This is a genomic window from Paracoccus sp. PARArs4 (genome assembly GCF_947311865.1).
GTDB classification, from domain to species: domain Bacteria; phylum Pseudomonadota; class Alphaproteobacteria; order Rhodobacterales; family Rhodobacteraceae; genus Paracoccus; species Paracoccus zeaxanthinifaciens.
Genome location: NZ_CAMZMW010000003.1, coordinates 197,505 through 219,536, shown reverse-complemented (window position 1 = coordinate 219,536; position 22,032 = coordinate 197,505). Strand labels below are relative to the sequence as shown.

Sequence of the window (22,032 nt, the reverse complement as noted above, 5' to 3'; positions counted from 1 at the left end):
AAACTCCCGGTTGTGGCCAGCACCGAACGCCACGATATTGCCTCAAATGAAGGATATCGACGATCTGAGGGCGCGGATCGGGGCCTGCCGCATCTGCGCCGAGCGCTTTGCCGCGACCGCGACACGCCATGCGCCGCGGCCTGTCGTCTGGTTCGGGCAGGGTGCCCGCATCCTGATCGTGGGGCAGGCACCCGGCGCGCGTGTGCATGAAAGCGGGCGTCCCTTCACCGACCGGTCGGGGGATCGCCTGCGCGAATGGATGGGCGTGGATCAGGACGTGTTCTACGACCGCGCACGCATCGCGATCGTGCCGATGGCCTTCTGCTTTCCGGGCTATGACGCCAAGGGGTCCGATCTGCCGCCCCCGCCGATCTGCGCGGCGACATGGCGCGAACAGGTCGTGGACCAGCTGCGCCCGCGCCTGACGCTGCTGGTCGGCGGGCATGCGATGCGCTGGCATCTGGGGCGGGCGAACGTCACGCAAACCGTGGCGGATTGGCGCAAATTCGGCCCCGATACGGTGCCGCTGCCTCATCCAAGCTGGCGCAATACCGCGTGGCTGCGCCGCAACCCGTGGTTTGCCCGCGATCTGCTGCCGGTGCTGCGCGAACGGGTGGCAGCAGTGCTGCACGACTGACCCGAAGCCCGCCGGGGATTGTCAAAACCGCCGGATTGTCTAAGCATGAAGGGGTCTTGCGTCGAAGGTGGCCGCGGCATATCCGCCCCTTCCGCATAGCGACAAAGGGAGAAGCAGCATGAGCAAACTGAAACCGATCCTGTTCGGCACGGCCTTCGCGCTGGTCGCGGGCCCCGCGCTGGCCCAGGAAGAGCAGTTCATCACCATCGGCACCGGCGGCCAGACGGGCGTCTACTACGTGGTCGGCCAGTCGATCTGCCGTCTCGTGAACCGCGACACCGCCGAGACGGGCCTGCGCTGCACGGCACCGGCGACGGGCGGGTCGATCGACAACATCAACCAGATCAAGTCCGGCGGTATGACGATGGGCGTCGCGCAGTCCGACTGGCAGTTCCACGCCTATAACGGCAGCTCGGACTTCGAGGGCGACGCCTTCGACAAGCTGCGCGCCGTCTTCTCGGTCCATGCGGAACCCTTCACCGTCGTCGCGCGTGCGGACAGCGGCATCGAGAAGTTCGAGGATCTCGCCGGCAAGCGCGTGAACGTGGGCAACCCCGGTTCGGGCACCCGCGGCACCTTCGAGATCGTGCTGGACACGATGGGCATGTCGATGGACGACTTCTCGCTGTCCTCGGAACTGCGCCCGGCGGAACAGTCGGCCGCACTGGGCGACAACCAGGTCGATGCCATCAGCTATACCGTCGGTCATCCGAACGGCTCGATCCAGGAGGCGACCTCGACCGTGGACGCGCGCCTGGTCACCGTCGCGGGCGACGCCATCGACAGCCTGATCGCCGAGAACCCCTACTATGCCAAGGCCACCATTCCGGGCGGCATGTATGCGGGCAACGACGAGGACACCGAGACCTTCGGCGTCAAGGCGACGTTCGTCACCTCCGAGGACATCCCCGAAGAGACCGTCTACCAGGTCGTGAAGGCCGTCTTCGACAACTTCGACCGCTTCAAGGGCCTGCACCCGGCATTCGCCAACCTCACCCCCGAGGAAATGGTCGCCGACGGCAACAGCGCGCCCCTGCATCCGGGCGCCGAGCGTTACTATCGCGAGCAGGGCTGGGTCGAGTGATCCGGTCCTGACCAGAAGGGGGGCCCCATCGGGCCGCCCTTTCATCATGAAGCAATAAAGACAAATCCAGATCCAAGGGGTGCCGTGATGAGCGAGACGGACAGAGAGGCGGAGCGCCGCCAGCAACAGGCCAGCGCGGTCGAGATGGGCGCCTCGGGCCGAGGAGAACTGAGCCAGGCCGAGCTGGACGAGCTTGTCGCGTCATCCGACACGGGCGCGCGGACGCCCCCCGGTTTCGTCGGCCGGCTGATCCTGACGGTGGCCCTGTGCTGGTCGCTGTTCCAGTTGTGGATCGCCTCGCCGCTGCCCTTCATGCTGAATTTCGGCATCGTCAGCGCGACGGATGCGCGTTCGGTCCACCTGGCCTTCGCACTGTTTCTGGCTTTCATGGCCTATCCCGCTGAAAAATCACCGTTCCAGCTGGGTCTTGGCATCGTCGTTCCGCTGATCCTCAGCGGGCTGTTCATCTATGGATCGCCGGCAAGCATGCCGATCTGGTTCATTGCGCTGGTCGCCATCGGGCTGGTCGGCGCCATCCTGATGGGGTCGCCCAAGGCCTGGGTCCCGCCCTGGGAATGGGCGCTGGCGATCCTGGGCGTGGTCGCGACCATGTATGTCTTCGTCTTCAGCGACGAGCTGGGTCGCCGCGTCGGCGCGCCGATCACGCGCGACCTGATGATCGCGGTCGTCGGCATCCTGCTGCTGCTGGAGGCCACGCGCCGCAGCCTCGGGCCCGCGCTGATGATCGTGGCGACGGTGTTCCTCGTCTATACGTTCCTCGGGCCCTACATGCCCTCGATCATCGCGCATCGGGGCAATTCGCTGACCGAGGTCGCCAACCACCAGTGGATCACGACCGAGGGCGTCTTCGGCATCGCGCTGGGCGTCTCGACCAGCTTCGTGTTCCTGTTCGTGCTGTTCGGCGCACTGTTGGACAAGGCGGGCGCGGGCAACTACTTCATCCAGGTCGCATTCTCGATGATGGGCCACATGCGCGGCGGACCGGCCAAGGCGGCCGTGGTCAGCAGCGCGATGACGGGCCTCATCTCGGGGTCGTCCATCGCCAACGTGGTCACCACCGGCACCTTCACCATCCCACTGATGAAGAAGGTCGGGTTCAATTCCGAAAAGGCCGGCGCGGTCGAGGTCGCATCCTCGGTCAACGGCCAGATCATGCCGCCCGTGATGGGGGCCGCGGCCTTCCTGATGGTCGAATATGTGGGCATCCCCTATTTCGACGTGGTCAAGCACGCCTTCCTGCCCGCCACGATCAGCTATATCGCGCTGGTCTACATCGTCCATCTCGAGGCGATGAAGGCCGGGATGCAGGGCCTGCCGCGCGCCTATACGCCGCCGCCGATCCTGCGCCGCCTGCTGGGCACCGCCTTCCTCGTCGCGGGCGTCTGCGCGCTGTCGCTGATCGTCTACTACACGATGGGATGGATCCGTCCCGCCTTCGGTGCCGCCGCGCCCTACGTGGTCTTCGCGCTGCTGACCGCCGCCTATGTCGCGCTGCTGTGGGTCGCCTCGAAGGAGGAGCCGCTGCATCTTGACGATCCGAACGCGCCCGTGACGCAGCTTCCGCTGCCGGGGCCGACGGTGCGGTCGGGCCTGCACTTCATCCTGCCGGTCGTCGTGCTGGTCTGGGCGCTGATGGTGGACCGCCTGTCGCCGGGCCTCTCGGCCTTCTGGGCGACGGCCTTCATGATCTTCATCCTTGTCACGCAGCGCCCCCTGATGGTGGTGCTGCGCGGCGAGGACGGGTCGGGCAACAAGGGCGCGGGAACGGCCCTGCGTTCGGGCGTGAACGACCTGGTCGACGGCCTGATCTCGGGCGCGCGCAACATGATCGGCATCGGCATCGCCACGGCGACCGCGGGCATCATCGTGGGTGCGGTCAGCCAGACCGGCGTCGGGGCCGCGCTGGCCGACGTGGTCGAGGTGCTGTCGGGCGGCAACCTGCTGGCCATCCTGGGCCTGACGGCGGTCCTGTCGCTGATCCTGGGGATGGGCCTGCCGACCACGGCGAACTACATCGTCGTCTCGGCGCTGCTGGCGCCTGTCATCGTGACCCTCGGGCAGCAGAACGGGCTGATCGTGCCGCTGATCGCGGTGCACCTGTTCGTCTTCTACTTCGGGATCATGGCGGACGTGACGCCGCCGGTGGGGCTTGCCTCCTTCGCGGCTGCGGCCGTGTCGGGCGGCGATCCGATCCGCACCGGGGTCGTCGCGTTCTTCTACAGCCTTCGGACCGCGGCGCTGCCGTTCCTGTTCATCTTCAACACGGATCTGCTGCTGATCGACGTAGGCTGGGTACAGGGCATCTTCGTCTTCGTGACGGCGACCATCGCGATGTTGCTGTTCGCGGCCTCGACCCAGGGGTGGTTCATCGTCCGCAACCGCATCTGGGAGGGCGTGGCGCTGCTGCTGATCGCCTTCACCATCTTCCGTCCGGGCTTCTTCTGGGGCTATGCCTTCCCGCCCTTCGAGGAACGTCCCGCGACCGAATTCGTCCAGGCGCTGGAGGACAGCGTCCCGGGCGAGGGGCTGCGGCTGCGCATCTCGGGCTTCAACGACATCGGCACCCCGACCGAGTTCTCGGCGCTGCTGGAGGTCCCCGAGGGCGAGACCGGCGAGGATCGCCTTGCCGCCGCCGGGATCGAGCTGATCGAGGATGGCGAGAAGGTCGTGATCGACAACGTGGCTTTCGGCAGCCCCGCGCAGAATGCGGGCCTGGACTGGGATCAGACGATCATGGCGGTGCGTGCACCGGCCGACGCGCCGTCGCGTTACTGGATCTATATCCCGGCATTCCTGCTGCTGGGGCTGGTGGTCTGGGCGCAGCGTCGCCGCACCGCGCCGACGACCGATGCGAAAGGGGCAAGCCATGCATGACAACATCCTTCTGCCGATCGACCTTCAGCATCCCGAAAGCTGGGCCAAGGCCCTGCCGGTCGCCAAGCGGCTGGCAGCGGATCGGGGCGTGATCCACCTTCTGGGGATCGTCCACGACTTCGGCAGCTCGATGGTGGCGACCTTCCTGCCGCGCGGCTACGAGGAGAAGATCCTTCAGGCCCAGAAGGTCGAGCTGGACCGCTTTGCCGACACGCATTTCGACGATCCGTCGCGCGTGAAGGTCCATGTCGGGCACGGCCATATCGCCGAGACCATCCTGCGCGCGCAGGAGAAATATGCCGCCGACCTGATCGTCATGGCGACCGATCAGCCGGACGAGCTGCGCAGCATCCGCGTCAGCCGCGACGCGAACGCGGTGGCGCGTCATTCGCCGGTCTCGGTGATGATCGTGCGCTGAGCGCACATCCGGCATCGGTTCATGCGGCGCGGACGATTGTCCGCGCCGCATTGCGTTAGGGGTATCAGGACACGCGCCCGGGGTGCGGTGCCGGGACGCCTGCCTGCCCGCGCCGCCAGCCCATCGCGTGCAGCGCATGGATTGCGGCCAGCGTCGGCGTCGCGCCGTCGCGCAGGGACTGGTCCAATGTCCCTTCGCCCAGCCGCGCGCCGAAGGACCCGTCGGACCGCTGCGATGCGATAAGGTCCGCGGCGTGCCTGCCCGGATCGAAGCCGGGATCGATCAGCGCCAGCGACACGATGGTCGATGCAAGGTCGGTCGTATCCCGCCTGTCGGAGGCCTCCTGCAGCAGCCATTGCAGCCGGTCGTGGATCCGGGTGACGGCCCACCGATCCGACAGCTGCGGGCGGGCGGTCCCGAACCGCCACAGATGCAGCATCAGCGTCAGGCTTGTTTCCGCGTCGGCGTGTTCCAGCAGGCGCTCGGCCTCGGGGAAAAGGTCGCGGTCGGCGGCGAATGGCAGGCGGTCGGGCAGGGGCAGGGCCGTGTCCGACGCCAGGCGTTCGCAGGCCAGCAGCCACGGCTGCGTGTCCTGCGCGCCCGCCTGCATCAGCAGCAGCGTCGTCCTGTCGCGCGCGCCCTCGATGACGCGCAGCGCGGCATCCCGCAGAAGGTCGGGGTGCAGCCGCCTGCTGACCAGCGCCTCCAGCGGGGATGGCCTTCCGCGCAGCGCCGACAGCATCGGTGCCAGGCGCCCGGTCGCGGCAAGCGCAGGCAGCGCGGGATGGTCGGCGGGGCAGGGGTCGGGCAGGTCCATGATGTGCCGCCGCAGCCATTCGAGGCCGCGTCCCGCCAGAAGCCGCATCGATCTGTCCCGTGGCGCGGGCATACCCTGTCCCCGTCTTGCGCAACCGATGGGGTCGGATCATGCGCCGATCGCCGCGGCGCACAAGCCCCGCATTGCAGACAATTCGATGCGGTGCCTCGTGGCGATTGCCTTGTCCACACGGGCGCGGTAAAGCGCTGGCCATGACAAACCGCCCCGAACTTCCGCCCGAAATCGCACGCCGCCGGACCTTCGCGATCATCTCGCATCCGGATGCCGGCAAGACCACGCTGACCGAGAAATTCCTTCTGTATGGTGGCGCCATCCAGATGGCCGGACAGGTGCGCGCCAAGGGCGAGGCGCGGCGGACGCGGTCGGACTTCATGAAGATGGAACAGGATCGCGGGATCTCGGTCTCGGCCTCGGCGATGTCCTTCGATTTCGACGGGTTCCGGTTCAACCTGGTGGACACGCCGGGTCACAGCGATTTCTCGGAAGACACCTATCGCACGCTGACGGCGGTGGATGCGGCGATCATGGTGATCGACGGCGCCAAGGGCGTCGAATCCCAGACGCGCAAGCTGTTCGAGGTGTGCCGCCTGCGGGATCTGCCGATCCTGACCTTCTGTAACAAGATGGACCGCGAATCCCGCGAGACCTTCGAGATCATCGACGAGATCCAGGAGAACCTGGCCATCGACGTAGCGCCCGCATCCTGGCCCATCGGGGTCGGCCGCGATTTCCTTGGCTGCTACGACATGCTCAACGACCGGTTGGAGCTAATGGACCGCGCCGACCGCAACAAGGTCGCGGAATCCATCGCCATCGACGGTCTGGACGACCCCAAGCTGGCCCAGCACATCCCCGAACACCTGCTGACCCAGCTGCGCGAAGAGATCGAGATGGCGCGCGAGCTGCTGCCGACCTTCGACCGCCAGTCCTTCCTGGAAGGGCACATGACGCCCATCTGGTTCGGCAGCGCGATCAACAGCTTCGGCGTGCAGGAACTGATGAAGGGCATCAGCACCTACGGCCCCGAGCCGCAGCCGCAGAACAGCGCCGACCGCGAGATCGCCCCCGAGGAGAAGAAGGTCACGGGCTTCGTCTTCAAGGTCCAGGCCAATATGGACCCCAAGCACCGCGACCGCGTGGCCTTCGTGCGTCTTGCCAGCGGGCATTTCGAGCGCGGGATGAAGCTGACGCATGTGCGGTCCAAGAAGTCGATGGCTGTCAGCAACCCCGTGCTGTTCCTTGCCGCCGACCGCGAACTGGCCGAAGAGGCATGGGCCGGCGACATCATCGGCATTCCGAACCACGGCCAGCTGCGCATCGGCGATGCCCTGACCGAGGGCGAGGCCCTGCGTTTCACCGGCATTCCCAGCTTTGCGCCCGAACTGCTGCAATCGGTCCGCGCGACCGATCCGATGAAGGCCAAGCACCTTGAAAAGGCGCTGATGCAATTCGCCGAAGAAGGCGCGGCCAAGGTGTTCAAGCCGATGATCGGCTCGGGCTTCATCGTGGGCGTCGTGGGTGCCCTGCAGTTCGAGGTTCTGGCCAGCCGGATCGAGCTGGAATACGGCATCCCCGTGCGCTTCGAGGCCAGCCAGTTCACCAGCGCGCGTTGGGTGGCGGGACCGAAGGACAAGGTCGAGGCATTCTCGAACGCGAACAAGCAGCACATGGCGCTGGACCATGACGGCGACCTGGTCTTCCTGACCCGCCTGCAATGGGACATCGACCGCGTGGGTCGCGACCATCCCGACCTGTCGCTGACCGCGACCAAGGAAATGATGGTCTGAAACGAAGACGCCCGGTCCGACAGGACCGGGCGTTTCGCGTTATGCCATCTTGGCGTCCATCGTGATCTCGGCGTTCAGCAGCTTCGAGATCGGGCAGCCGGCCTTGGCCTTGTCGGCGATCTCCATGACCTTGGCCTGATCGGCGTCGGCCTTGATCAGGGTCTTCAGATGGGCCTTCTTGACGGCGAAGCCGTCGCCCTCCTTGTCCATCGAGATTTCCGAGGTCGTCTCGATCGCGACACCCGAGATGCCTTCCTGTTCCAGCATCATCGCCAGCGCCATCGAGAAGCAGGACGCATGCGCCGCGCCGATCAGTTCCTCGGGGTTGGTGCCGGGCTTGTCCTCGAAGCGGGTGTTGAAGCCGTAGGGCTGGTCCGACAGCGCGCCGGACTGGCTGGACACCTGGCCCTTGCCTTCCTTGAGGCCGCCTTCCCATTTCGCAGATCCGGTCTTGGTGATCATCCGATCCTCCTTTGGTGTCGGGTTGCGTCGGGCAGTCAACGCAACCCGGCCCGGATCAGTTCGAGCTGTCGGGAAACAGTCGGTGATGTTCCGCGATCGCGAAGCGGTCGGTCATGCCTGCGACATAGTCCAGCACCAGCCGCGCGCGTTCCGTGCGGTCGGGCAGGGCCAGCGCGGCGCGGTGCCACTGGTCTGGCATGCATTCGGGCGTGTCGAGGAACAGCGGGAACATGTCGTTCACCATCTGCGTCACCGACTTGCGTTCCACGACCACGGAAGGGGCGCGGTACATGCGCTGGAACAGGAAGGACTTGATCGCCTTGATGTTCTGATAGAGCGGCTTCGAGAAGCGGATGATCGGCCCCTCCATCCCGCGGATGTCGTCCACCGATTGCGGCTGCAGCGCGGCAAGCCGGTTCTCGGCCACGGCGATCACATCCTCGACCATGACGCCGAAGACGCGGCGCAGCGCCTCGTAGCGGCGACGCTGCGCATCCAGATCGGGATAGAGGCGGTCCACATCGGCGAAGGCGGGGCCGATCACGGGCAGTTCGGCCAGGTCAGCTTCGGTGAACAGACCCGCGCGCAGCCCGTCATGCAGGTCGTGGTGATTGTAGGCGATGTCGTCCGCAACGGCCGCGACCTGCGCCTCGGCGCTGGCATTCGTCGCAAGCTCCAGGTCCCAGTCGGCATTCACCTCGGCCAGGGCATAGGGCAGGTCGCCCGTGACGGGGCCGTTATGCTTGGCGATGCCCTCGAGGCTCTCCCAGGTCAGGTTCAGGCCGTCGAAATCGGCGTAGTGACGCTCCAGCCGCGTGACGATGCGCAGGGCCTGGGCGTTGTGGTCGAAGCCGCCGTAAGGCTCCATCAGGACGGCCAGCGCGTCCTCGCCGGTATGGCCGAAGGGCGGGTGGCCCAGATCGTGCGCCAGCGCCACGGTCTCGGCCAGGTCGGTGTTCAGCGACAGTGCGCCCGCGATGGTGCGGGCGACCTGTGCGACCTCGATGGTGTGGGTCAGGCGCGTGCGGAAGTAATCCCCGCGATAGGCCTCGCCGTCCTGTTCCACGAAGACCTGCGTCTTGTGCTTCAGCCTGCGGAAGGCGCTGGAATGGATGATCCGGTCGCGGTCGCGCTGCCAGGGCGAACGGAAGGTGGACAGCTGTTCGGGGCTCAGCCGGCCACGGCTGTCCTCGGGCTTGCAGGCATAGGGCGCGAGTGCGGTCACGTGTTGCAGGGCCTTCCTTGCGAGTGTTCGCATCAGACCCTATATTTCCCGGTGTCGGACGAAAACGGGAACGACCCATGAACTTGCCACCCAAAGTCACCGAGCGGGCCTATGACAGGCTGGCCGAAATCAACGCGGGAAAGGACCCCGTGGCGCTGCGCGTCGCCGTGTCCGGCGGGGGATGTTCCGGCTTCCAGTACGACATCCGGCTGGACAAGCCCGAGGATGACGACCTGGTCCTGGAAAAGGGCGGCCAGCGGGTCGTGGTCGATCCTGTGTCGCTGCCGTTCCTGGCCAATGCCGTGATCGATTTCACGGACGAACTGATCGGCGCGCGCTTCGTGATCGAGAATCCGAACGCCACCAGCAGCTGCGGCTGCGGCACGTCCTTCTCGATGTAGGGCTGCCCCATCCGGGGCGGTTGCCAAATCCGGGGGCGGCGCTAAAGATGCCGCCCATGAAAATCGCAAGCTTCAACATCAACGGCGTCAAGGCACGCATCCAGGCGCTCGGCGACTGGCTGGCCTCGACCGATGCCGATCTGGTCGTCCTGCAGGAAATCAAGTCCGTGGACGAGAACTTTCCGCGCGAGCATTTCGAGGACATGGGCTGGCGGGTCGAGACGCATGGCCAGAAGAGCTTCAACGGCGTCGCGATCCTGTCGAAGCTGCCGCTGGAGGACGTGACCCGCGGCCTGCCCGGCGACGACGAGGACGAGCAGGCCCGCTATATCGAGGCGACGGTCATCGGCGATCACGCGGTGCGCATCGCGGGTCTGTACCTGCCGAACGGCAACCCCGCGCCGGGTCCGAAATACGACTACAAGCTGGCATGGATGGAACGGCTGCGCCTGCGCGCCGCGGAGCTGCTGGCATCCGAGATGCCCGTGATCATGCTGGGCGATTACAACATCATCCCCGAACCGCGCGACGCGGCCAACCCGCAGAAATGGACCGAGGACGCACTGTTCCGCCCCGAAAGCCGCGCGGCCTTCCGCCGGATCGTGAACCAGGGCTGGACCGATGCGGTGCGCATCCGCGACCCGCACGCGACGCGCGGGCCCTTCACCTTCTGGGATTACCAGGCGGGGGCGTGGAACAAGGATGACGGCATCCGCATCGACCACCTGCTGCTGTCGCCGCAGGCCGCCGACCTGATGGTCGAGACGGGCGTCGATCGCGATGCCCGCGCGGGCGAGAAGCCGAGCGATCACGTCCCGGTCTGGGTCCGCCTGCGGGACTAGAGGACGAGGACGCCCGAATGCTTGGCCTTGTGTTCGGGCTCGACATGGATGGTGATCTGCGCATCGGGCAGCAGCGCCTTCAGTGACCCCTCGATCCGGTCGCAGATCGCATGGGCATCGGCCACGCTGGTCTGCCCGTCGATCACCAGGTGGAAGTCGATGAAGGTCACCGCGCCTGCATGGCGCGTGCGCAGGTCGTGCGCCTCGATCGCGCCGGTGGCCTTGTCCGAGATGATGTCGCGGATCGCCTGCAGCGTCTCGTCGGGGACGGCCTCGTCCATCAGGCCGCCGATGGATGCGGCCATGACGCGCCAGCCCGACCACAGGATGTTCAGCCCCACCAGCATCGCCAGCAGCGGGTCCAGCACCGCCCAGCCCGTGGCATGGGCCAGCGCCACGCCCAGCAGCACCCCGGCGGATGAGACGACATCCGACAGCAGGTGCCGCCCGTCGGCGACCAGCGCGGGCGATCGCAACCTGCGCCCCTGCACCAGCAGTACCCGGCACCAGATCGCGTTCAGTGCGCCCGCGACGGCGTTGATCGCAAGACCCGCTGCGGGGGCCTCGATCATGCGGGGGGCGCGGAACGCCTCCCATGCCTCGTGCAGGATCACCAGGGCCGCGACGATGATCAGCACGCCTTCCAGCACGGCCGAGAAGAACTCGGCCTTGTGGTGGCCATAGGGGTGGCCGTCATCCGCCGGGCGCTGCGCCACGCGGATCGCCACCAGCGCCGCCACGGCGGTCGCCACGTTCACGATGCTTTCCAGCGCGTCCGACATCAGCGCGACCGACCCCGTCAGCCGCCATGCCAGCGTCTTGAGCGCCAGGACCAGCAGGCCCAGCAGGATGCTGCTCGTCGCAAGTTTCATAACCGTGGACATGCGGGACCCCCGTTCCGCCATGATCAAGGCTGCCCTTTGACAGATGCGGAGGGGCGGCTCAACCCTTCCGATGTTTTTGATTGACTAAGCAATCAATATCCATCATTCTTAGCCCATCAAACAAATAAGCGGCACCCGTATGCCGCGCCGGTGACGACTTGGCGGCGGCAGTCCAGCACTGCCGCTGCGCTTGTTCGGGCCGGTCACCCAGAAGATCATTCGATTGCGAAAACAAGGATCGTATATGACGCCGATCATAACCGTCGCATATCTAAGCGTTCTTGCCTGCGCGGTGTTCGTGCTTGTCCGCTGGCCGCGCCTGCCGATGCGTGGCGAATCGCCCGTCGGCCTGTTCACGCTGATCGCGCTGCTGTTCACCGCCGGCCTGGACATGGGCCTCGTGATGCTGCCGCTGAGCGAATTCCCCGTCTACGAGGAAGACGGCGCCTTCGCCTTCACCAACGCCCTTGCCGTCGAGTTCGGCATGTGGGGACCGCTGGTCTGGCTGATGTATTTCGTCGCCACCTTCTATTTCGTGGCCATCGAGCCCAAGCTGAAGCTGTTCGAGATCCCGCTGGTGAAATGGGTCTACAACCTGACCGTCATCGCGACCTGCTCGTTCACCTGCTACCTGTTCATGACCAGCCTGCCGGGCTATGCCCCCGAGATGTCGCAGACGGCGATCTGGGTACTGGTCGTGGTGGTGATCGGCGCTGCCGTCATCTCCAGCGGCAACATGAATGTGATGAAATGGCTCGCCATCATCTCGAGCTACGGCTTCGGCACGCTGGCCTTCACCGCGCTTGCCATGATCGCCTTCGTCTACAGCCGCGTGGGCATGTCCGATTTCGTGGGCAATGTCGGCCTGCTGATGGATTACTTCCGCCACCTGCCGCGCTTCTCGACGCCCATCAACGATTATCACGAGTTCTACCTGTTCTGGTGGTTCGCGTGGTCGATCATGATCGGCCAGTTCGTGGCGCGCTTCGTGGGCGGGCTGAACACCTGGCAGCTGGCGCTGGCGATGGTCTTCCTGCCGGCGGTGCCCCTGGGGCTGTGGTTCTGCGTGCTGTTCGTCTATCATCAGGGTTCGATCGCGATCCCCGGCTGGCTGAACTGGTTCATGATCGGCGTGGGCGTGGTCTTCGTGATCAACTCGCTCGACAGCCTGATCCGTCTCTATTCGGCCAATCTCGGCTGGTCGCGAGAGAACCTGGGCGATCGCCGCTACTATCCGCTGCATTTCGCGATGCAGCTGGGCCTGGTCGCCGCCTACATGTTCACCCCGTTCGAGATCCACTGGGTGGGTCTGACGGTCGCGGGCCTCTATGGCGTCATCTACGTGATGCTGATCATGAAGATGGGCAAGCTGAAGGGCTTGTCCGCAGAGCCCGCGCTTCGGGCCTGAAAACTGAAGACGCCGCCCGATAGGGCGGCGTCTTTCGTTTCAGCCATCCTCGGCGTTGTCGCCATCGTCGCCGAAGCGGGCATCGTCGGCAAACTCGTCCTCGCCCTCGTTGACGTATTTGGAGCTGAGCCGGATGGACTGGTTGTCATGCACGGGATCCATGACGATGTCCGACGGGATCTCTCCGCGCAGCCATTCGCGCATCTCCTCGCGCACTTCCTCGGGTTCCTGGCCGGTGACTTCGGTCAGGTATTCGACGAAGGCGCGCTGGTCGCCGTCGATCTCGTCCAGGTCGGCTTCGTCGACCTCGGGCCACTTGTCGGTGATCGCCTCGTAGAAGGCGCTCCAGTTCTCTTGGACGTGGTGCCACTTCATCAGTAGTAACTCCCTCCTGCGGGAAGGCTGCCCTGGGTCCAGCGGGCAACCCCGGTGATATCCTCGCCGACACCTGCGACGGTGTTGCAGCCGGCCAGCGTCGCGCAGGCCAGAATCGTAACACACAAGATCCGCATCAGTTCGCCTCCTGCCACCAAACATCCGGCATGAAGCCGGGCCAATCCCCGTAAACCGGTATGTAATCAGGGTATTCAAGCCGCGCGGCATGGGCCAGACGCGAAACGGGGGAATAGTTCACAGGTATGACATAGCGCCCGGCCGTCAGCACACGATCCAGTGCGCGGACGGCGGCGATGTAGTCGTCGCGATCCTCGGCGGCGGCCATCGCGTCGATCGCGGCCTCGGCGGCGGGGCTGTCCATCCCCATCCAGTTGCGGCTGCCCGGATCGGACACGCCCGACGCCCCCCAATAGAGCCGCTGTTCATTGCCGGGCGACAGCGACAGGCCGCGTTCGTACCAGGTCATGTCGAAGGCATAGTTGTTGGTCCGCTGCACGAATTGCGCGGAATCCAGCATGGTCACGTTGGGGCGGATGCCCAGGGGGCGCAGCGCCTCGACGAAGATGTTGACCATCTGCAGGACCTCGGAGCCGCTGCGCATCGCGCTGCCGTTCTGGTTCAGCAGGATCTCGAATTCGAAGGGGCGACCGTCCGCATCGGCCATGCGACCGTCCTGCACGGTCCAGCCCGCATCCTCCATCAGCTTCATTGCGCGGCGGATGGCGGGGCGGTCCATCGCGCGTTCCGCGCCTTCGGGCAGGCCGTAACCCTCGATGGTGCCGGGGGGCAGGGTGTCGGCATGGGGGGCCAGCAGTTCGGCCTCGCGCCCGGTCGCGGGTCCCTCATCCATCGACAGGTAGCTGTTCGAGAAATAGGACGTGATCCGCGGATCGTTTCCGCCGTTCAGCACCCGGTTGATGAAGCGGAAGTTGAACATCTCGATCATGGCCTGCCGCACGCGCCAGTCGTCGAAGATCGGGTTGCGGGTATTCATCACCAGCCCGACGATCCCCGAGGGGCGTTCCTGCGGGATCTCGGACAGGGTCACGTCGCCGCGCTGGACAGCGGGAAAATCGAACTCGGTCTGCCATTTCTGGGCCGAAAGCTCGCGCCAGACATCGACCTCGCCGGCCTTGAACGCCTCGAACATCGCATTGCCATCCGCGAAATAGTCGTAACGGATCGCGTCGAAATTATAGAGCCCCGCATTCAGCGGCAGATCGGCGCCCCAGTAATCGGGGTTCCTGCGGAAGGTGATCGAGCGGCCCGGATCGACGGCCTCGATGACATAGGGGCCGCTGCCGATGGGGGGCTCCAGGCTGGACTGGGTGAAATCCTGCCCCTCCCACTGGGATTTCTTCAGGATGGGGCGCATGCCCATCAGCAAGGGCAGTTCGCGGTCGATCTCGTTGAAGGTGAAGCGGATGCTGCGGGGGCCGGTCTTCTCCAGCGTCTCGACCTTGGACCAGGCGCCCAGGTATCGCGGGTGCCCCTGCGTACCCAAGGTCTCGTAGCTCCAGATCACGTCGTCCAGCGTGACGGGGCTGCCATCCGAGAATCGGGCCTCGGGGCGCAGCGTGAATTCGACCCAAGAGCGGTCGGGGGCCACGTCCACGCTTTCGGCCAGCAGGCCGTACAGCGTGAAGGGCTCGTCGATCGACCGCATCATCAGGGCTTCGGTCACGTGAACGCCCACGCCCCATGCGGGATTGCCCTTGAGGATCCAGGGTTTCAGGCTGTCGAAGCCCCCCGGCTCGGCCAGCCGAATCGTGCCGCCCTGTGGCGCTTCGGGGTCGGCATAGGGCAAATGCGCGAAACCGGGTTCCAGTGCCGGTTCTCCATAGATTGCAATGCCATGCGCGGGATCGGCAAGGGTTGTCAGCGGCATTGCTGCAACACCGCACGCAAGGGCGCCCAAGGCGGCACAGACCCGCGCTGACGCAGATTTGTTAAGGATTTCGTAGATTCGCATTGCCTGCCGCCCCGAGCCTTCTTGTTTGGCAACATTATCAACAGGCTTGGCGGGGGTGCGTCAACCAAACCCGGAAGTTCGGTGTTGGACTCGGGCGGTTCCTCGCGTATAAATAACCCACTGCTCGATAGGTTTCTTGCCTGTATGAAACCTGCCTCATGACTTGCGCCCGCCTTGTGCGGGCGCTTTTTTTTTCTCATGCTGCGAGTGCGAAGGGCGCGTCCGCCCGGTCAAAGCAGGAGGTTTCCCCGTGTTCGAGAAGTTTCTGGTCGGCAAGACCGCCGTCATCACCGGCTCCAACTCCGGGATCGGGCTGGGCGTGGCCAGCCGCCTTGCGCGGGCAGGGGCGAACGTGGTCCTGAACAGCTTCACCGACCGCGACGAGGATCACGAGCTGGCAGCCAAGCTGGCCGCCGAGCACGGCGTCGAGGCGCGCTATATCAAGGCCGACATGTCCAAGGCGGACGAATGCCGCGCCCTGGTCGAGAAGGCGGGCCGCTGCGACATCATCGTGAACAACGCGGGCATCCAGCATGTCGCAGCCATTCCCGATTTCCCGACCGAGAAATGGGACGCGATCATGGCGATCAATCTCAGCTCGGCCTTCCACACCATTGCCGCCGCGCTGCCGATGATGCGCGAGGCGGGCTGGGGCCGCGTCATCAACATCGCCTCGGCGCATGGCCTGACCGCCAGCCCCTACAAGTCCGCCTATGTCGCGGCCAAGCACGGCATCGTCGGGCTGACCAAGGTGACGGGGCTGGAAACGGCGCGCGATCCGATCACCGCGAACGCGATTTGCCCCGGCTATGTCCACACGCCGTTGGTCGAGGCGCAGATCCCCGACACGATGCAGAAATACGGGATGGATCGCGACGAGGTGATCGAGAAGGTCATCCTCGAACGCCAGCCCTCGAAGGAATTCGCCACGACCGACCAGCTGGGCGATACGGCGGTATTCCTGTGCAGCGACGCGGCCGCCCAGATCACGGGCACCACGATCAGCGTGGACGGCGGCTGGACCGCGCTGTGAGGGTGCCGCGCGGCATGAGGGAACTGCTGTTCTGGTTCCTGGGCGTCCCCTTGGGGGGCGTCCTGCTGATGGCCGTGCTGGCGCAGCTTCAGTGAAGCGCGGATGCCGCGGCCTCGGGCTGCGGCGCGATCGCCTGCGCGACCTCCTTGCGCAGGCGGAACTGCAATTCCTTGTGGTAATGCCGCCGCAGGGTCCGCAGCGTGTCGGGGTCCGCGATGATCGCGATGTCGTCGAAGCGCTGCTGGCAGGCCAGCGCGTTCAGGTGGTTGGCAAGCGCCTCGGGGAAATGCGCGGCGCTGCCTTCGGCAGGGTCGAGGCTCTCGGAGGGTTCGAGAAGCAGCCCGTAACGCGACACGTTACGGAACAGCGTGGCAGAGCGGCCGTCGGCGACGACCACGATGGCGTCATGTGGCAGCATGTGTGTCTCCAATAATGGCTTGGAGACTTAACGCATGTTTATCCGCCGAAGTTGCACCCCTCGCAGAAGCGGCGGATCCGCGCGACCGCCTCGGTCAGCTGTTCGTCCGAGGTGGCATAGCTGATGCGGAAATGCGGTGACAGACCGAAAGCCGCGCCGAAGACCACGGCCACGCCTTCCTCGTCCAGAAGCGCGTTGGCGAATGCCTCGTCGTCGTCGATGCGGGTTCCGGCGGCGCTGGTCGCCCCGATCAGACCCGCGATGGACGGATAGACGTAGAACGCCCCCTGTGGCGTCGGGCATTCGATGCCGGGACATTCGTTCAGCCCGGCCACGACAAGGTCGCGACGGCGCTGGAACACCGCGCGGCTGTCGCGGATGTAATCCTGCGGCCCGTTCAGCGCGGCCTCGGCGGCGAACTGACTGATCGAGCTGGGGTTCGAGGTCGATTGCGACTGCAGCTTGGCCATCGCGGCGATCAGCGGGCGCGGCGCGGCCCCGTAGCCGATGCGCCAGCCGGTCATGGCATAGGCCTTGCTGACGCCGTTCATGGTCAGCACGCGGTCCTTCAGCGCGGGTTCGACCTGCGCGGGGGTGCAGAACTCGAAACCGTCGAAGACCAGGTGTTCGTAGATGTCGTCGGTCAGCACCCAGACATGGGGGTGGCGCAGCAGCACCTCGGTCAGCGCCTTCATCTGCGCGCGGTCGTATCCGGCCCCCGACGGGTTCGAGGGCGAGTTCAGGATCAGCCACTTGGTGCGCGGCGTGATCGCGGCCTCCAGCGCCTCGGGGGTCAGGCGGAAGCCCGCCTCGATGGTGCAGGGCACGACGACCGGCTTGCCGCCCGCCAGCAGCACCATGTCGGGATAGCTGACCCAGTAGGGCGCGGGGATGACCACCTCGTCGCCATCGTCCAGCGTGGCCATCAGCGCGTTGAACAGGATCTGCTTGCCGCCGGTGCCGACGGTGATCTCGGCCGGGGTATAGTCGAGGCCGTTCTCGCGGGCGAACTTGTCCGCGATCGCGCGCTTCAGCGAGGGCGTGCCATCGACGGCGGTGTATCGCGTCAGGCCGCGGTCGATCGCCTGCTTGCCGGCCTCGCGCACGTTTTCGGGCGTGTCGAAATCGGGCTCGCCTGCCGACAGTCCGATGATGTCGCGGCCTTCCGCGCGAAGTTCCGCGGCGCGGGTGGTCATCGCGATGGTGGGCGAGGGCTTGATCCGGGCAAGCCGGTCGGAGATGAGGGCCATGGTCGCTGTCTCGTCGGTTTGAACTGCGGGCCGGACTGGCTTACGCTGCCCCGCGACATGCCACAAGCAGGGATCCCGTTCATGGACAGCTATGCCGATCAGGTCGCCACCTTGGGCGACCGACTGACCGCCGCACGCGAAGGGGCGGGACTGGGCGTCGCCCAGCTGGCAGAGGAGCTGGGCATCCTGGCCGACACGCTGGAGGGATGGGAGGTCGATCAGGCCGAACCGACCGCCAGCCTGATGGGACGTATCGCCACGCTGACGGGCGTCTCGCTTGTTTGGCTGTTGACGGGCGAGGGGACAGGCCCCAAGGACACCGCCGCGGGCGCGGCCCTCCGGGCCGAGCTGACAGAGCTGCGCCGCATCCTTGCTGATGCCAGCGCCCGCGTTGAACGCTTGCAGGAGGCCCTTGGCAATGTCTGACACATCCGAGCCGCGCGAATACCGGCTGAAGCGGCTGCACATGCGCAGCTGGCGGCGGGGCATGAAGGAGATGGACCTGATCCTGGGCCATTTCGCCGATGACGGGCTGGGCCGTCTGACCGACGAACAGCTGGACCTGTACGAACGCATGCTGGGCGAGAACGACCAGGACCTGTACCTGTGGGTCACCGCGCGCATCAAGACCGAAAGCCCGGTCGATCGCGGCGCCCCCGATTTCCTGGCGCCCATGCTCGAGATGATCGCGGATCACGCCGCCGCGCGCTTCACGGCGGGAAAATGATCGCAAGGGTGCGGAAAAGGCTGCGGCGTTAACCGTCGGTTGTCTTTCCTGTGTCAGTCATGAGGCATGACGCACAGGACAGGACGACCAGATCCAATGCTTGCATCCGCACATCGTGACCCGCTTCCGTCGGCGGCCAGCATGGCCGAGGCCGCCGGCATCTCGGAAATGACCGAGGCCTATCTCGAATCCCTCCAGATCCTAGAAAGGATGCATCGGCTGATGCTGGATCTGATCAAGGACGAGTTCGAGCGTCTGCGACGGGCCGACCTGACGCCGGTGCAGGCGATGATCCTGTACAACCTGGGCAGCGCCGAGGTGACCGCGGGCGAGCTGCGCTCTCGCGGGATGTACCAGGGGTCCAATGTCAGCTACAACCTGAAGAAGCTGGTCGCGATGGGCTATGTCCATCACGAGCGCTGCGACATGGACCGCCGCTCGGTCCGCGTGCGCCTGACGGACGAGGGGCAGGAGGTTCGCAACACCGTCCACGCGATGTTCCTGCGCCATGCCGAGGGCCTTGCCATGTCGGGCGTCCTCGAGGATCCGCCCCTGGACCAGGTGAACATGCAATCCCGCCGGATCGAACGCTTCTGGACCGAGCAGATCCGCTATATCTATTGACGCCGCCCGCCTTCGGGGCGGACGGCGCGGTCGGGATTACCAGTGGCCGGTATTCTCCATGCTTGCCCACGGCTCTTGCGGGGGCAGGTTGTCGCCCTCCTGCAGGATCTCGATCGAGATGTTGTCGGGGCTGCGCACGAAGGCCATGTGCCCGTCGCGCGGTGGGCGGTTGATGGTCACGCCCGCATCCATCAGCTTCTGGCACATCTCGTAGATGTTGCCGACGCGATAGGCGAGATGGCCGAAATGGCGGCTGTCCGAGGGAAGCCCCTCGTCGCCGTCCCAGTTCCAAGTCAGTTCGACCGGGCATTCCGGCTGGCCCGGAGGGGCCATGAAGACCAGCGAGAAACGGCCCTTCTCGTTGTCGATGCGGCGGGTTTCCTCGAGGCCCAGAAGGCTGAAGAACGCCATCGTCTTCTCCAGGTCCTTCACGCGCACCATCGTGTGCAGATAGCGGATGTCCATCGTCATCTCCTTGGTTCCGGTCGCGGGCAAGGTGTCACGACGCGCCACGGTCGGCAAGCTTGCGATCCGGCCCCCGATGCGTCAAATGACGGACACGAAGCCAGAAAGGACCGCCATGCCCCTGACCCCGGAACAGCAGGCCGAGATCGACGCCCTGCGCGAAGCCCCGCAACAGACGCTGCGTGCCACTGTTCCCGGCATGGAAAAGCACCTCTATGTCGCGCATCAGGTGCTGGATCACGGGCTGGTCCGCGTCATCGACTACATGGGCGACGATTCCGCGATCTGCCAGGCGGCGCGCGTCAGCTATGGTCGCGGCACGAAATCGGTCCAGAACGACGAGGGGCTGATCCGCTATCTGATGCGGCACTGGCATTCGACCCCGTTCGAGATGTGCGAGGTGAAGTTCCACGTCAAGCTGCCGGTTTTCGTGGCCCGCCAGTGGATCCGCCACCGCATGGCGAACGTGAACGAATATTCCGCGCGCTATTCGATCCTCGACCGCGAATTCTATATCCCCGCGCCCGATCAGCTGGCTGCACAGTCCAGCCAGAACAACCAGGGCCGTGGCGATATCCTTCAGGGCGACGAGGCGCAGCGCGTGCTGGATCTGCTGCGCGACGACGCGATGCGGTCCTACGACCACTACGAGAGCATGCTCAGCAATGACGGCCAGCAGGGGCTTGCGCGCGAACTGGCGCGGATGAACCTGCCCGCCAACATCTATACCCAGTGGTACTGGAAGACGGACCTGCACAACCTGCTGCATTTCCTGCGCCTGCGTGCCGACAGCCACGCCCAGTACGAGATCCGCGTCTATGCCGAGAAGATGTGCGACATCGTCGCCGACTGGGTGCCCGCGGCCTTCAACGCCTTCCGCGATTACCGCATGGATGCAGTCAGCCTGTCCGCGCAGGCCGCCGCCGTCCTGAAGCGCCGCCTTGCCGGCGAGACGGTGACCCAGGAGCAATCCGGCATGGGCGCGCGCGAATGGCGCGAGTTCACGGCCGAGTGGGGCTGAGGGGACGACCTGTCCTTTCGTACAGGCCCCGCCATCCGGCGGGGCTTTTTCATGGCGCCCTTGCGCAGCCGGGCCTGCTTTGTCACCTTGCTGTTACAAATCTCATACATAGGCGTCACATTCGGGGGCTAGGGCATGCCCCATGCAAAACTCTTCCTGCAACGGAGACAGCAAGTGAAAACCTTCGGCCTTACCGCTACCGCCCTTTCGGCCATCGCACTGTCGGCTTCGGCCGCTGCGGCACGCGACCAGATCCAGGTCGCCGGTTCCTCGACCGTGCTGCCCTACGCAACCATCGTCGCCGAAGCCTTCGGCGAGAACACCGACTATCCGACGCCGGTCGTGGAATCGGGCGGCTCGTCGGCCGGCCTGAAGAAGTTCTGCGAAGGCGTGGGCGAGAACACCATCGACGTCGCCAACGCCTCGCGCCAGATCAAGGACAGCGAGATCGAAGCCTGTGCCGCCAACGGCGTCGAGGAGATCATCGAGGTCCGCATCGGCTATGACGGCATCGTCTTCGCCAACGCCTCGGAAGGTCCGGAATTCGCCTATACCCCGGCCGACTGGTTCAACGCCCTGGCCGCCAAGGTCGTCAAGGACGGCGCCATCGTCGACAACACCGCGACCAACTGGAACGAAGTGAACGCCGACCTGCCCGAGCAGGAGATCCTGGCCTTCGTTCCGGGCACCAAGCACGGCACCCGCGAAGTCTTCGAGGAGAAGGTCATCCTGGCCGGCTGCGAGGAATCGGGCGCCATGGAGGTCTTCATGGCCGAGATGGGCGACGAGGATGCGGCGGAAGAGGCCTGCATGACCCTGCGCACCGACGGCAAGTCGGTCGATATCGACGGCGACTATACCGAGACCCTGTCGCGCATCGAGAGCGCGCCGAACGGCATCGGCGTCTTCGGCCTGTCCTTCTACGAGAACAACATGGACAAGCTGCGCGTCGGCACCATGTCGGGCGTCACCCCCTCGACCGAAAGCATCGCCTCGGGCGAGTACCCGGTCTCGCGTCCGCTGTTCTTCTACGTCAAGAAGGCGCATATCGGCGTGATCCCCGGCCTCGAGGAATACGCATCCTTCTTCGTCGCCGATGAACTGGCAGGCCCCGACGGCCCGCTGGCCCAGTACGGCCTGGTCTCGGATCCGGAACTGGCCGCGACTCAGGAAGCCGTGGCCAACCAGGAAGCCATGCAGTAAACGACCCGGCGGCTCGGCACCTGTCGCGCCGCCATACCGACC

Annotated in this window: 23 protein-coding genes; 14 read left to right on the top strand and 9 right to left on the bottom strand. The window is 65.6% G+C overall.

The genetic code is table 11. From position 1 onward, the window contains the following. Positions 1-46 precede the first annotated feature (46 nt). From QMZ16_RS03895 to QMZ16_RS03880, 4 genes are all read left to right on the top strand, one after another. On the top strand, positions 47-637 hold the full coding sequence (locus tag QMZ16_RS03895) for a uracil-DNA glycosylase family protein (RefSeq protein ID WP_282602207.1): 591 nt from the start codon (positions 47-49) through the stop codon (positions 635-637). A gap of 118 nt (positions 638-755) precedes the next feature. Continuing rightward, complete coding sequence (locus QMZ16_RS03890; protein WP_022706877.1) at positions 756-1,721, top strand: TAXI family TRAP transporter solute-binding subunit; 966 nt, start codon at positions 756-758, stop codon at positions 1,719-1,721. Positions 1,722-1,808: 87 nt separating this feature from the next. After that, positions 1,809-4,616, top strand: coding sequence for a TRAP transporter permease (locus QMZ16_RS03885; protein WP_282602206.1), 2,808 nt, complete (start codon positions 1,809-1,811; stop codon positions 4,614-4,616). Further along, the gene (locus tag QMZ16_RS03880) at positions 4,609-5,034 is read left to right on the top strand and encodes a universal stress protein (RefSeq protein WP_022706875.1); all 426 of its coding nucleotides are present in this window, start codon (positions 4,609-4,611) and stop codon (positions 5,032-5,034) included. Before QMZ16_RS03885 ends, QMZ16_RS03880 begins: the two co-directional genes overlap by 8 nt. Before the next feature lie 64 nt (positions 5,035-5,098). Here the strand turns inward: QMZ16_RS03880 and QMZ16_RS03875 are convergent, their stop codons facing one another. Then, positions 5,099-5,899: a hypothetical protein gene (locus tag QMZ16_RS03875; RefSeq protein ID WP_282602205.1), complete on the bottom strand. Its 801-nt coding sequence runs from the start codon at positions 5,897-5,899 to the stop codon at positions 5,099-5,101. A 164-nt stretch (positions 5,900-6,063) separates the two neighbouring features. Between QMZ16_RS03875 and QMZ16_RS03870 the strand changes: the two genes are divergently transcribed. Beyond that, the gene (locus tag QMZ16_RS03870; RefSeq protein ID WP_282602204.1) at positions 6,064-7,659 is read left to right on the top strand and encodes a peptide chain release factor 3; all 1,596 of its coding nucleotides are present in this window, start codon (positions 6,064-6,066) and stop codon (positions 7,657-7,659) included. A gap of 39 nt (positions 7,660-7,698) precedes the next feature. On the opposite strand, the gene QMZ16_RS03865 is transcribed toward QMZ16_RS03870, so the two are convergent. Continuing rightward, positions 7,699-8,121 carry an OsmC family protein gene (locus QMZ16_RS03865; RefSeq protein WP_282602203.1) on the bottom strand — a complete coding sequence of 141 codons (423 nt, stop codon included), beginning with the start codon at positions 8,119-8,121 and terminating at the stop codon, positions 7,699-7,701. Positions 8,122-8,176: 55 nt separating this feature from the next. Continuing rightward, entirely contained in the window at positions 8,177-9,346 is a 1,170-nt protein-coding gene (locus QMZ16_RS03860) for a deoxyguanosinetriphosphate triphosphohydrolase (protein WP_282602202.1), read from the bottom strand. Between the two features lie 77 nt (positions 9,347-9,423). Here QMZ16_RS03860 and QMZ16_RS03855 point away from each other — a divergent pair, with 77 nt between their 5' ends. Both QMZ16_RS03855 and xth read left to right on the top strand, forming a co-directional pair. Continuing rightward, positions 9,424-9,747 (top strand): iron-sulfur cluster assembly accessory protein, encoded by a 324-nt coding sequence (locus QMZ16_RS03855; protein ID WP_022706870.1) that lies wholly within the window; start codon positions 9,424-9,426, stop codon positions 9,745-9,747. 56 nt (positions 9,748-9,803) lie between these two features. Then, positions 9,804-10,589 (top strand): exodeoxyribonuclease III, encoded by a 786-nt coding sequence (gene xth, locus QMZ16_RS03850; protein WP_282602201.1) that lies wholly within the window; start codon positions 9,804-9,806, stop codon positions 10,587-10,589. Here the strand turns inward: xth and QMZ16_RS03845 are convergent. Continuing rightward, the gene (locus tag QMZ16_RS03845) at positions 10,586-11,473 is read right to left on the bottom strand and encodes a cation diffusion facilitator family transporter (protein ID WP_282602200.1); all 888 of its coding nucleotides are present in this window, start codon (positions 11,471-11,473) and stop codon (positions 10,586-10,588) included. The genes xth and QMZ16_RS03845 overlap by 4 nt on opposite strands. 244 nt (positions 11,474-11,717) lie before the next feature. Between QMZ16_RS03845 and QMZ16_RS03840 the strand changes: the two genes are divergently transcribed. After that, positions 11,718-12,881: a BCCT family transporter gene (locus QMZ16_RS03840; RefSeq protein ID WP_282602199.1), complete on the top strand. Its 1,164-nt coding sequence runs from the start codon at positions 11,718-11,720 to the stop codon at positions 12,879-12,881. Between the two features lie 39 nt (positions 12,882-12,920). On the opposite strand, the gene QMZ16_RS03835 is transcribed toward QMZ16_RS03840, so the two are convergent. Beyond that, a complete protein-coding gene (locus QMZ16_RS03835) occupies positions 12,921-13,256 on the bottom strand; it encodes a hypothetical protein (RefSeq protein ID WP_022706866.1) in 336 nt (111 codons plus the stop codon). Positions 13,257-13,392: 136 nt separating this feature from the next. After that, the gene (locus QMZ16_RS03830) at positions 13,393-15,165 is read right to left on the bottom strand and encodes an extracellular solute-binding protein (protein ID WP_282602198.1); all 1,773 of its coding nucleotides are present in this window, start codon (positions 15,163-15,165) and stop codon (positions 13,393-13,395) included. Between the two features lie 334 nt (positions 15,166-15,499). Here QMZ16_RS03830 and QMZ16_RS03825 point away from each other — a divergent pair, with 334 nt between their 5' ends. Continuing rightward, a complete protein-coding gene (locus tag QMZ16_RS03825) occupies positions 15,500-16,282 on the top strand; it encodes a 3-hydroxybutyrate dehydrogenase (RefSeq protein WP_282602197.1) in 783 nt (260 codons plus the stop codon). Positions 16,283-16,370: 88 nt separating this feature from the next. Here QMZ16_RS03825 and QMZ16_RS03820 read toward each other — a convergent pair whose 3' ends face one another. Beyond that, entirely contained in the window at positions 16,371-16,700 is a 330-nt protein-coding gene (locus tag QMZ16_RS03820) for a host attachment protein (RefSeq protein ID WP_282602196.1), read from the bottom strand. Positions 16,701-16,738: 38 nt separating this feature from the next. Further along, complete coding sequence (locus QMZ16_RS03815; RefSeq protein WP_282602195.1) at positions 16,739-17,950, bottom strand: pyridoxal phosphate-dependent aminotransferase; 1,212 nt, start codon at positions 17,948-17,950, stop codon at positions 16,739-16,741. An 81-nt stretch (positions 17,951-18,031) separates the two neighbouring features. On the opposite strand from QMZ16_RS03815, the gene QMZ16_RS03810 reads away from it, so the two are divergent. The 3 genes from QMZ16_RS03810 (at position 18,032) to QMZ16_RS03800 (ending at position 19,301) form a co-directional block, all read left to right on the top strand. Then, positions 18,032-18,376: a helix-turn-helix transcriptional regulator gene (locus QMZ16_RS03810; RefSeq protein ID WP_022706860.1), complete on the top strand. Its 345-nt coding sequence runs from the start codon at positions 18,032-18,034 to the stop codon at positions 18,374-18,376. Beyond that, positions 18,369-18,677, top strand: coding sequence for a succinate dehydrogenase assembly factor 2 (locus QMZ16_RS03805; RefSeq protein ID WP_282602194.1), 309 nt, complete (start codon positions 18,369-18,371; stop codon positions 18,675-18,677). Before QMZ16_RS03810 ends, QMZ16_RS03805 begins: the two co-directional genes overlap by 8 nt. Before the next feature lie 141 nt (positions 18,678-18,818). Then, complete coding sequence (locus tag QMZ16_RS03800; protein ID WP_051142305.1) at positions 18,819-19,301, top strand: winged helix DNA-binding protein; 483 nt, start codon at positions 18,819-18,821, stop codon at positions 19,299-19,301. Between the two features lie 36 nt (positions 19,302-19,337). On the opposite strand, the gene QMZ16_RS03795 is transcribed toward QMZ16_RS03800, so the two are convergent. Further along, a complete protein-coding gene (locus tag QMZ16_RS03795; protein WP_282602193.1) occupies positions 19,338-19,766 on the bottom strand; it encodes a VOC family protein in 429 nt (142 codons plus the stop codon). A 115-nt stretch (positions 19,767-19,881) separates the two neighbouring features. Between QMZ16_RS03795 and thyX the strand changes: the two genes are divergently transcribed. Together thyX and QMZ16_RS03785 are read left to right on the top strand one after the other, a co-directional pair. Beyond that, on the top strand, positions 19,882-20,787 hold the full coding sequence (gene thyX, locus QMZ16_RS03790; RefSeq protein ID WP_282602192.1) for an FAD-dependent thymidylate synthase: 906 nt from the start codon (positions 19,882-19,884) through the stop codon (positions 20,785-20,787). A 174-nt stretch (positions 20,788-20,961) separates the two neighbouring features. Continuing rightward, a complete protein-coding gene (locus QMZ16_RS03785; protein ID WP_022706855.1) occupies positions 20,962-21,990 on the top strand; it encodes a substrate-binding domain-containing protein in 1,029 nt (342 codons plus the stop codon). The last annotated feature ends 42 nt before the right edge of the window (positions 21,991-22,032 follow it).

Coding starts and splice junctions, on each gene's coding strand:
- QMZ16_RS03895 (WP_282602207.1), top strand. CDS start 47: ATGAAGGATATCGACGATCTGAGGGCGCGGATCGGGGCCTGCCGCATC.
- QMZ16_RS03890 (WP_022706877.1), top strand. CDS start 756: ATGAGCAAACTGAAACCGATCCTGTTCGGCACGGCCTTCGCGCTGGTC.
- QMZ16_RS03885 (WP_282602206.1), top strand. CDS start 1,809: ATGAGCGAGACGGACAGAGAGGCGGAGCGCCGCCAGCAACAGGCCAGC.
- QMZ16_RS03880 (WP_022706875.1), top strand. CDS start 4,609: ATGCATGACAACATCCTTCTGCCGATCGACCTTCAGCATCCCGAAAGC.
- QMZ16_RS03875 (WP_282602205.1), bottom strand. CDS start 5,899: ATGCGGCTTCTGGCGGGACGCGGCCTCGAATGGCTGCGGCGGCACATC.
- QMZ16_RS03870 (WP_282602204.1), top strand. CDS start 6,064: ATGACAAACCGCCCCGAACTTCCGCCCGAAATCGCACGCCGCCGGACC.
- QMZ16_RS03865 (WP_282602203.1), bottom strand. CDS start 8,121: ATGATCACCAAGACCGGATCTGCGAAATGGGAAGGCGGCCTCAAGGAA.
- QMZ16_RS03855 (WP_022706870.1), top strand. CDS start 9,424: ATGAACTTGCCACCCAAAGTCACCGAGCGGGCCTATGACAGGCTGGCC.
- xth (WP_282602201.1), top strand. CDS start 9,804: ATGAAAATCGCAAGCTTCAACATCAACGGCGTCAAGGCACGCATCCAG.
- QMZ16_RS03845 (WP_282602200.1), bottom strand. CDS start 11,473: ATGTCCACGGTTATGAAACTTGCGACGAGCAGCATCCTGCTGGGCCTG.
- QMZ16_RS03840 (WP_282602199.1), top strand. CDS start 11,718: ATGACGCCGATCATAACCGTCGCATATCTAAGCGTTCTTGCCTGCGCG.
- QMZ16_RS03835 (WP_022706866.1), bottom strand. CDS start 13,256: ATGAAGTGGCACCACGTCCAAGAGAACTGGAGCGCCTTCTACGAGGCG.
- QMZ16_RS03830 (WP_282602198.1), bottom strand. CDS start 15,165: ATGCCGCTGACAACCCTTGCCGATCCCGCGCATGGCATTGCAATCTAT.
- QMZ16_RS03820 (WP_282602196.1), bottom strand. CDS start 16,700: ATGCTGCCACATGACGCCATCGTGGTCGTCGCCGACGGCCGCTCTGCC.
- QMZ16_RS03815 (WP_282602195.1), bottom strand. CDS start 17,950: ATGGCCCTCATCTCCGACCGGCTTGCCCGGATCAAGCCCTCGCCCACC.
- QMZ16_RS03810 (WP_022706860.1), top strand. CDS start 18,032: ATGGACAGCTATGCCGATCAGGTCGCCACCTTGGGCGACCGACTGACC.
- QMZ16_RS03805 (WP_282602194.1), top strand. CDS start 18,369: ATGTCTGACACATCCGAGCCGCGCGAATACCGGCTGAAGCGGCTGCAC.
- QMZ16_RS03800 (WP_051142305.1), top strand. CDS start 18,819: ATGGCCGAGGCCGCCGGCATCTCGGAAATGACCGAGGCCTATCTCGAA.
- QMZ16_RS03795 (WP_282602193.1), bottom strand. CDS start 19,766: ATGGACATCCGCTATCTGCACACGATGGTGCGCGTGAAGGACCTGGAG.
- thyX (WP_282602192.1), top strand. CDS start 19,882: ATGCCCCTGACCCCGGAACAGCAGGCCGAGATCGACGCCCTGCGCGAA.